The sequence below is a fragment of the Nocardia asiatica NBRC 100129 genome (assembly GCF_000308415.1).
GTDB classification, from domain to species: Bacteria; Actinomycetota; Actinomycetes; order Mycobacteriales; family Mycobacteriaceae; genus Nocardia; species Nocardia asiatica.
Map to the genome: position 1 here is coordinate 1 of NZ_BAFS01000034.1, position 7,680 is coordinate 7,680.

Consider the following 7,680-nt stretch of genomic DNA (forward strand, 5'->3'; position numbering starts at 1 on the left):
CGCAGCGGCGGCTGTGGTTCCTCAACCGGTTCAACGCAGGCGGTTCGTCGAGCGCCGGACAGTCCGCGGGCGCCTACAACGTCCCGCTCGTCCTGCGCATGACCGGCAGCCTGAACGTCGACGCGCTGGTCACCGCGCTGCATGCGGTGCAGGCCAGGCACGAAACCCTGCGCACGGTGTTCCCGGAGACCGATGGCGCACCGGCTCAGGTCGTGCTCGACCGGTCCGAGGCGGCGATCGCGCTGGCGCGGGCGACGGTGCGGCCCGAGGAACTGGAGGCCGCCGTACGGCGTTTCGCCGCACCGGGATTCGATCTTGCCGACACCGTCCCGATTCGCGCCGCGCTGCTGGCGGTGCCGGCCGCGAGCGACTCGGCGCCCGCGCAGCACGTGCTCGTCGTGGTCGTGCACCACATCGCGATGGACGGCTGGTCGCTGGAGCCGATGGCCGTCGACGTCGCGGTCGCCTACCGGGCGGCGTGCGCGGGCGGCGCGCCGGAGTGGGACGAACTCGAGGTCCAGTACGCGGACTACACACTGTGGCAGCAGGACGTGCTCGGCAGCGAGGACGACCCGGACGCCGCGGTGCGCAAGCAGCTGGACTACTGGCGGCACACCCTGGACGGCATTCCCGAGCTGTTGACCGTACCGGCCGACCGGCCGCGTCCGCCCACCCCGTCCTATCGGGGCGGCACCGTGGAGTGCGCGGTGGATCCGGTCACCCATCGCGAATTGCAGACGATCGCGGGCAGCAACAACGTCAGCCTGTTCATGGTCCTGCACGCCGCGCTGGCGGTGCTGCTGCACCGGATGACCGCGACCGACGACATCACCGTCGGTACCCCGATCGCGGGTCGCGGGCATCCCGCGCTGGACCGGCTGATCGGCATGTTCGTCAACACGCTGGTGCTGCGTACCCGGATCGACCCGGGCGCACGGTTCACCGACCTGCTGCGCGCGGTGCGGGAAACCGACCTCGACGCCTTCGCCCACGCGGACCTGCCGTTCGAGCGACTGGTGGAGGTGCTCAATCCCGCCAGGTCGCAGGCGCACCATCCGATGTTCCAGGTGATGCTCTCGGTCCGCAACGAGCCGGTCGGCGGGCTGGACCTGCCCGGGTTGCGCATCGAGGCCGCCGATATCGACACCGGGATCGCCAAGTTCGATCTCCAGTTCACCCTCACCGAAACGCGGACCGCGCAACGCGATCCGGCGGGCATCACCGTCGCGGTGAACTACGCGATGGACCTGTTCGACGAGCCGACCGCGCAGCGGCTCGGCAAGCGACTGACCCGGCTGCTGGCCGCGATCGCCGCCAACCCGACCACCGCCGTGGGCGACCTGGAACTGCTCGACCCCGCCGAATGGTCGGGGCTGGCCCCGGTGCGCGGTGCGAAACCCGACCGGCCGATCACCTTCCCCGAGGTGTTCGAGCAGGCGGCCGCTGTCGATCGCGCCGCCGTCGCCCTGGTCGCCGACGGTACGGAGGTGACCTACGACGCGCTGGATCGCTGGACGAACCGGCTGGCGCGGGTGCTCATCGGGCGCGGCGTGGGCCCCGAAACGCTTGTGGCGCTCGGCATTCCGCGATCGATCGAGTCGGTGGCGACGGTACTGGCGGTGGCCAAGGCGGGCGCGGCGTTCGTGCCGGTCGACCCGTTGTACCCGCAGCAGCGCATCGGGCACATGCTGTCGGATTCCGGCGCGGCGCTCGGCATCACGTTGTCGAACTACCGCGCCGAGCTGCCCGACGGCGCGGAGTGGATCGTGCTCGACGATCCGGCGTTCCGCGCGCTCGTGCTGGACGCGCCGGACGCGCCGATCGCCGACACCGAACGCCTCGCGCCGCTGCGGATCGACAACCCGGCCTACGTGATCTACACCTCCGGTTCGACCGGCACGCCGAAGGGCGTGATGGTCACGCATGGCGGTTTGTCGAACTTCGCCGCCGAGACCGCCCACCGGTTCGACGTCCAGCCGGGCTGCCGCGTCCTGCACTTCGCCACCCCGAGTTTCGACGCCGCGATGCTCGATCTGCTGCTGTCGCTCGGCGGCGCGGCGACCCTGGTGATCACGCCCACCGGCGTGGTCGGCGGCGACGACCTGCGGCGGGTCTTCGCCGGGGAGCGGATCACCCACGCGTTCATCACCACTTCCGCGCTCGGCACGGTCGATCCCACCGGGCTCACCGAGTTGCAGCACGTGCTGGTCGGCGGCGAGGCATTGCCGCCGGACCTGGTGACCAGATGGGCGCCCGGCCGCAACCTCTACAACGTCTACGGGCCGACCGAGACAACCATCGTCACCGTCATCTCGCAGCCGATGACGCCGGGCGAGCCGATCACCATCGGCGGCCCCATCCGCGGCGTCAACGCCGCGATCCTCGACGCGCGACTGCATCCGGCCCCGATCGGAGTGACCGGCGAACTGCACCTCGCCGGTGACGCGCTGGCCCGCGGTTATCTGAACCGTCCCGGTCTCACCGCCCAGCGGTTCGTCGCCAACCCGTTCGGCAAGCCGGGGGAGCGGATGTACCGCACCGGCGATCTGGTGCGCTGGTGGGCCGGGTCGCGGGAGCACGGATCACCGGCGGACGGTGCGCACGAGATCGAGTACGTCGGACGCACCGACCATCAGGTCAAGATCCGCGGCTTCCGTATCGAACTCGGCGAGATCGACGCCGCGCTCGCCCGCCACGGCGGGGTGGCGTTCTCCACCACCATCGGGCATCGCACCCCGGCGGGGGCGACGGCGCTGGTGTCGTACGTGAAGCCGCGCGACGGCTTGTCGCTCACCGCGGCGGAGCTGACCGGGCATGTGGCCGGTCTGGTGCCGAATTACATGGTCCCGCAGTCGATCATGTTGCTCGACGAAGTGCCGCTGAACCCGGTGGGCAAGCTGGATCGGGCGAAGCTGCCGGAGCCGGTGTTCACCGCGGGCGAGGGCTATCGAGCGCCGTCCACCCCGACCGAGGAGGCGCTGTGCGCCGCCTTCGCCGCGGTGCTCGGCGTGGAGTCGGTGGGCGTGGACGACGGGTTCTTCGAACTCGGCGGCAACTCGCTGCTGGCCACGAAAGTGGTCGCGCACGTACGCGAGACCGGTATCGACCTGCCGGTGCAGTTGATGTTCGGCGACGCGACACCCGCGGCCATCGCGGCGCGGCTGGACGGGACGGGCGCGTCCTCGGGCGCCGCGGTGGCGGCGATGCTGGCGCCGGTGCTGCCGATTCGCCCGAGCACCGCGACCAGTCAGGCGCCCCTGTTCTGCGTGCACCCCGCGATCGGATTGGCTTGGTGCTATTCGGGATTGCTCGCGCATCTCCCGGCGGATCGGCCGGTCTACGGGTTGCAGGCTCCGCACGTGGCGGGGGAGGACGGCTACGGGTCGATCGGCGAGGCCGCGAGCCGCTACGTGGCTTCGATCAAGGAGATCCAGCCGGACGGGCCCTACCACTTGCTCGGCTGGTCGCTGGGCGGGCTGATCGCCCAGGAGATGGCGGTACAGCTGCAGGAAGGCGGCGACGAGGTGGCGCTGCTGTCGATGATGGACAGCTACCGGCTGTCGGACGACCTGCTCGAACACGCGACTCCGAGCGTCGCCGAGATCGTCGGTGAATTCGGCAGTGCCGAACTCGGCGCGCAGATCGATCCGGAGATGAGCCTGCGGGAGGCGGCCGAGTTGCTGCGCGCCGGCTCCGGGCCGTTCGCGGCGCTGACCGTGGAACATCTGGAGCGGCTCTACGCGGGCTACGACAACGGCACCGTGCTCGCGCACAGCTTCCGCCCCCGCGCGTTCGACGGCGACCTGTTGTTCTTCACCGCGGGCGACGACCCGATCAACCGGGCCGACCCGGACCGGCGCGCCGCCGCCTGGCAGCCGTACGTCACCGGCGCCGTCCACGACCACGAGCTGCGCTGCGCGCACTCCGCGATGACCGCGCCGGAAGCGCTGGCGGTGATCGGGCCGGTGCTGCGGAAGTGGCTGGAGACGAAGGAGACGCACAGGTGAGTTTGGCGGTGGAGGTCGCCGGCCTGGTGAAGAACTACGGCCGGGCCCGCGTGCTGGACGAGGTCGACCTACGAATCCCCACCGGTACCGTGATGGGCCTGCTCGGTCCCAACGGCGCGGGGAAGACGACGACCGTGCGGATCGTCACCACGCTGCTGAAGCCATCGGCGGGATCGGTGCGGGTGGCGGGCATCGACGTGCTGCGCGACCCCGCGGCGGCGCGCAAACGGATCGGTCTGTCCGGCCAGTACGCCGCCGTCGACGCCAACCTGTCCGGCTACGAGAATTTGCGCATGGTCGCCCGGTTGTACGGGATGTCCCCGCGACAGGCGACCGCCAGAGCCGGCGAACTGCTCGACGCCCTCGGGCTGGACTACGCCGCGCATCGCAGGGCGGGCACATACTCCGGCGGCATGGCGCGGCGGCTCGACCTCGCGGGTGCGCTGGTCGCCCGGCCCCCCGTGGTCGTGCTGGACGAGCCGACCACCGGCCTGGATCCGCGCGGCAGGCTGGACATGTGGCGAGTGATCGGCGACTTGGTCGACGACGGGACCACGGTGCTGCTGACCACGCAGTATCTGGAAGAAGCCGATCTGCTGGCCGACCGCATCACGGTCATCGACCACGGGCGGGTCATCGCCCGCGGCTCGGCCGACGAGCTGAAGACCTCGATCGGCGGTGACCGGCTCACCGTCACCCTGGCCGCCGGGCAGGCCGCGGCGCCCGCGCTGGCGGTGCTCGCGCAGATCGGCGTGGGGGAGCCCGGCCACGAGGCGGGCACCGACGAGGTGTGGGTGGTGGTCGGCGACGGATCGCGCACGATGGTGGAGGCCCTGCGCAGGCTCGACGACGCGGGCGTCTGCGTGGTGGACGCGAACGTGCACCGGCCCAGCCTCGACGACGTATTCCTTTCCCTCACCGGCAAGCCGGGCAACCCGACCGCCGCGGAACCGGAGACCGACGACGTACAAGAGGAGATCATGTCGTGAGCACGGCCATGGTGCGGGAGGTCGCCCCGAAGCCGAAGTCCGAGCCGAAAGCGTCAGCCGCTCAGCAGGATTCCGGCCCGCGGCTGCGGTTGTTCCGGGACAGCGCGATCGTCGCGCACCGCAATCTGCTCACTATTCTGCGGGTGCCGACCCTGCTGGTGACCGCGACGATCCAGCCGCTGATGTTCGTGTTCCTGTTCGCCTACATCTTCGGCGCCTCGCTGGGCGGGGGCCAGTACCGGGAGTTCCTGCTCGCCGGCATCTTCACGCAGACGGTCGCGTTCAACGCCGCGTTCACCACGGTCGGTCTCGCCGGGGATCTGCAGAAGGGCATCATCGACCGGATGCGGGCGCTGCCGATGTCGCGCTTGGCCGTGCTGATGGGCCGCACGCTGTCGGACCTCGTGGTGAACATTCTCAGCCTGGCCGTGATGGTGGGGTGCGGGTACATCGTCGGCTGGCGCATCCACGGCAGCCTCGCCGACGCCGCGCTGGCGTTCGCGGTGATCCTGCTGTTCGCGTTCGCGATGTCCTGGGTCGGCGCGCTGACCGGCTTGCTGTCCCCGACCGTCGAGGTGGCGCAGAGCGCGGGCTTGATCTGGCTGTTCCCGCTGACGTTCATCTCCTCGGCGTTCATCTCCGCCGAGACCCTGCCCGGCCCGCTGCGCACGATCGCCGAGTGGAATCCGATCACCGCGGTCTCGGCGGCGGGACGCAAGCTGTTCGACAACGACTCCCCGCCCAGTTTCGTCCCGCCCAGCGGCTGGGCGGCCGACCACTGTGTCGAGTACGCGGTGGCCTGCTCGGTGGCGATTCTCGTGCTGGCCGTGCCACTGGCGTTGCTGCGCTACCGCAAGGTGGCCAGTCACTGACCGGAGGGTGTGGGACGAACAGCGAACGGCCGCCGCATCCGACGATGCGGCGGCCGTTCGGTGTTCGCGGGCCGTCAGGCGCGGCGACGGGTCTTGAGCAGTTCGAGGCGCTCTTTGAGCAACTCCTCGAGCTCCTCCTTGCTGCGGCGCTCCAGCAGCATGTCCCAGTGCGTGCGCGGCGGCTTGACCTTCTTGGTCTCCTGGGTGGTGCCCTCGATCAGCACGCCCTCCTGGCCGTTGCGGCACAGCCAGGTCGGCGGGATCTCGGCGTCGTCGGCGAACGGAACGTCGAACTCCTCGCCGTTGTCGGTCCGGTAGCGGGCGATCCGACGCGGAGCCAGGTCGTGGTCGCGATCGGTCTCGTAGCTCACCGCTCCGAGCCGGCTGCCTCGGAGTACGCGATCTGCCATGGTGTGCCTCTCCCTGTGTGCTCGAGTCTTCGTGCGCTGCCACGGTGTCCGCACGAGTGCACGGGGCGCTCGGTGGACCTTGAAGTACAACGATCGGGCCTGCGCCGATAGTTCCCGACGCGGCCGCGGTGAACCGTTCCATTGTAGTGCCCGCGGCGCGCCGAGCTCGCCACGCCCGGCCCGGAAGGATTCGCCGGGGGTCGCTGAGCGGATCGCCCGCGGCGAGCGATTAGTGTTCTGCCTCATGTCGCGCCGCTTGTCCTGCCAGTGGTGTGGGCGGGAGATCGTGGAATCGGAGGCCGGCCGTCGTCGCCGGTACTGCCGTCAGTCCTGTCGCCAACGCGCCTACGAACACCGCAACAGCTTGAAGGGAACCGGGATACCCGACGACGCGGTGGTGCTCAGCGCCCAAGAGGCCGCCGACCTCGCCGATCGCTGGTTCGCCGCCCGCTGCGCCGCCGAGGACGTCACCACCGCCATCGAGGAGGGAGCGACGCCCGAGGAGCTGGCGGCGCTGGGCAAGACGCTGGTCGAGCTCACCCGCGACGCGGAACGTCTGCGCTGACCGGCTCCGCCGCCGTGCCACGCCGTGCCGCGCCCGCGTGCCGCAGATACACCGCGCCGAGCAGCGCCGCGACGGTCGCGGCGAGGCCGCAGGCCGCGAGCCAGGTGGCCGTGTCGGGGTGAACCAGCGACTGCGCGCGCATCGCCTGCCAGAAGACGAGCGCGAGCAGGCCGGCATACCCGGCCGCCAGCACGCCGACGACGTCCGCGCGGGCGCGCTCCGGACGCAGCCAGCGATAGCGCGGAGCCAGCCGGGCCAGCAGGACGGCCGCCAGCAGCAGCACCTGGATGCCGTGCAGCCCGACGAAGTGCGGAACGCGCAGGTCACCGCCGACAGTGCTCCAGTGGGTCAGCGGCATGCCGCCCATCGCATCGCGTGGCGCGAGATCGCTCGCGTCGGAGACGACCGTGTGACCGGCGGCCAGCTCGACGATCCGCCCGTCGCTGTCGCGGACGAGCTGCTTGCCGGTGAAACCCATCAGGTACCCCAGCGCCATGCCCACGACGGCCAGTGCCAGACCGGCGTGGATCGCCCGCGCCGTCGGCCGGTCCACCAACCGCTGCCAGGCCAGGATCAGCACGATGAGCAGGTTGGCGAGGAACAGGCCGGGCACGCCGGAGGCGAAGACGATCTGACCGATCGAATTCACCGGATCGTCTTCGGTGTTGAAGTGGCTGAACGTGCCGCGCGCGGCCTGTAGCACGATGAAGCCGACGTCGACGAAGCCGGTGACGGCGAAGACGGTGCCCAGCCACCAGGTAGCTCGGCTTCCCCGGTGCGGCAACGACAACAGCCAGGCCAGGGTGAGGCTGTAGAGGAAGAACGCCAAGCCGAACT

At 70.6% G+C, this 7,680-nt stretch carries 6 protein-coding genes; 4 read left to right on the forward strand and 2 right to left on the reverse strand.

Annotated features, from left to right (window positions below; all coding sequences use genetic code 11):
* The 3 genes from ON27_RS04290 to ON27_RS04300 all read left to right on the forward strand — a co-directional run.
* On the forward strand, positions 1-4,007 hold a 4,007-nt coding region (locus tag ON27_RS04290; protein WP_043719620.1), incomplete at its 5' end, for a non-ribosomal peptide synthetase.
* Positions 4,004-4,996, forward strand: a complete 993-nt coding sequence (locus tag ON27_RS04295; protein ID WP_043719623.1) for a daunorubicin resistance protein DrrA family ABC transporter ATP-binding protein — start codon at positions 4,004-4,006, stop codon at positions 4,994-4,996. The genes ON27_RS04290 and ON27_RS04295, both read left to right, overlap by 4 nt.
* 89 nt (positions 4,997-5,085) lie before the next feature.
* Positions 5,086-5,868, forward strand: a complete 783-nt coding sequence (locus tag ON27_RS04300) for an ABC transporter permease (RefSeq protein WP_043719632.1) — start codon at positions 5,086-5,088, stop codon at positions 5,866-5,868.
* Positions 5,869-5,942: 74 nt separating this feature from the next.
* Here the strand turns inward: ON27_RS04300 and ON27_RS04305 are convergent, their stop codons facing one another.
* Positions 5,943-6,278 carry an RNA polymerase-binding protein RbpA gene (locus tag ON27_RS04305; RefSeq protein ID WP_043719627.1) on the reverse strand — a complete coding sequence of 112 codons (336 nt, stop codon included), beginning with the start codon at positions 6,276-6,278 and terminating at the stop codon, positions 5,943-5,945.
* A 244-nt stretch (positions 6,279-6,522) separates the two neighbouring features.
* On the opposite strand from ON27_RS04305, the gene ON27_RS04310 reads away from it, so the two are divergent.
* Positions 6,523-6,843: a hypothetical protein gene (locus ON27_RS04310; RefSeq protein ID WP_043719630.1), complete on the forward strand. Its 321-nt coding sequence runs from the start codon at positions 6,523-6,525 to the stop codon at positions 6,841-6,843.
* On the opposite strand, the gene ON27_RS04315 is transcribed toward ON27_RS04310, so the two are convergent.
* A partial coding sequence (locus ON27_RS04315) for a hypothetical protein (RefSeq protein WP_051046214.1) occupies positions 6,815-7,680 on the reverse strand: 866 nt, incomplete at its 5' end. The genes ON27_RS04310 and ON27_RS04315 overlap by 29 nt on opposite strands.